The sequence below is a fragment of the Streptomyces sp. NPDC004284 genome, from assembly GCF_042874035.1.
GTDB lineage: Bacteria > Actinomycetota > Actinomycetes > Streptomycetales > Streptomycetaceae > Streptomyces.
Genome location: NZ_JBIAMJ010000042.1, coordinates 1 through 1484, shown reverse-complemented (window position 1 = coordinate 1484; position 1484 = coordinate 1). Strand labels below are relative to the sequence as shown.

At 73.9% G+C, this 1484-nt stretch carries 1 protein-coding gene; it reads left to right on the top strand.

Going from position 1 to position 1484, the window contains the following annotated elements:
* A partial coding sequence (locus tag ACFYUS_RS39050; RefSeq protein ID WP_388863065.1) for a S8 family serine peptidase occupies window positions 1-1484 on the top strand: 1484 nt, incomplete at both ends.

Below are 1484 nucleotides of genomic sequence, written 5' to 3'. Positions count from 1 at the left end.
CGGCAAGGACCTGTACGTCTATCCCGAGGGCGCCGCCGCACCGCTCGCCGCCGGACGCGTCGACGAGGAGCTCTTCAACGTCACCGGCCTGATCCGCCAGGGCTACGACGACTCCCGCACCACGGCCCTTCCGCTGATCGCCGTCTACGACTCCTCCGTCGACGTCGCCCGCTCCGTCCCCGCCGCCCCGCGCGGCGCCAGGCGCGGCCAGGTCCTCAAGGCCGCCGACGGCGTCGCGCTGAAGGCCGACAAGAAGAACGCCTCCGCCTTCTGGACCGACATCACCTCCCGCCGCTCCCGTTCCGGCGCCGACGTCCGGAAGGTCTGGCTGGACCGCAAGGTCGAGGCCACCCTGGAGCAGTCGACGCAGCAGATCCACGCCCCCGAGGCCTGGGCCGCCGGCTACGACGGCAAGGGCACCAAGGTCGCCGTCCTCGACACCGGCGCCGACGCCGAGCACCCCGACCTCAAGGGCCGCATCGTCGCCTCGCAGAACTTCACCGACTCCGACACCACCGGCGACCGCCAGGGCCACGGCACCCACACCATCTCCACCGTCGGCGGCTCCGGCGCCGCGAGCGACGGGAAGAAGAAGGGCGTCGCCCCCGGCGCCGACCTCCTCAACGGCAAGGTCCTCAACGACTCCGGCTCCGGCGCCACGTCCTGGATCATCGCGGGCATGGAGTGGGCCGTCGCGCAGGGTGCCGACGTCGTCTCCATGAGCCTCGGCAACCCGGCCCCGACCGACTGCACCGACCCGATGAGCGCCGCCACGGAGCAGCTCGCCCGGTCCACGGACACCTTGTTCGTCATCGCCGCCGGGAACTCCGGCCCCGGCCTGAACACCGTCTCCTCGCCCGGCTGCGCGCCCGGTGTCCTCACCGTCGGCGCCGTCGACCGCGACGACTCCACCGCCTGGTTCTCCAGCCGCGGCCCGACGATCGTGAACCACACCCTCAAGCCCGAGATCGCCGCGCCCGGCGTCGGCATCTCCGCCGCCGCGGCCGGCGGCCGCGGCGTGTACGCCTACCAGTCGATGTCCGGCACCTCGATGGCCACCCCGCACGTCGCGGGCGCCGCCGCCATCGTCAAGCAGCGCCACCCCGACTGGACCGCCCAGCAGATCAAGGCCGCGCTCGTCGCCTCCGCCGACAGCTCCGTCCCCGGCGACGCCCGCGAGATCGGCGGCGGCCGCCTCGACGTCAAGGCCGCCATCGACCAGACCGTCCTCGGCGCCCCCGCCGTCCAGGGCGGCACCTTCGACTGGCCACAGGACAAGACCGACCGCACCACCGTCTCCGTGCCCTACACCAACACCGGTGACCGGCCGGTGAAGCTCGACCTCGCGCTCCAGCGCGTCACCGGCAACGACGGCACGGAGATCGACGCCCAGGTCGCCCGCCTCGGCGCGACCGGCGTCACCGTCCCCGCCGGCGCCACCGTCGAGGTCCCGCTCGCCCTCGACCCCGACGCCCGCCTGGAGC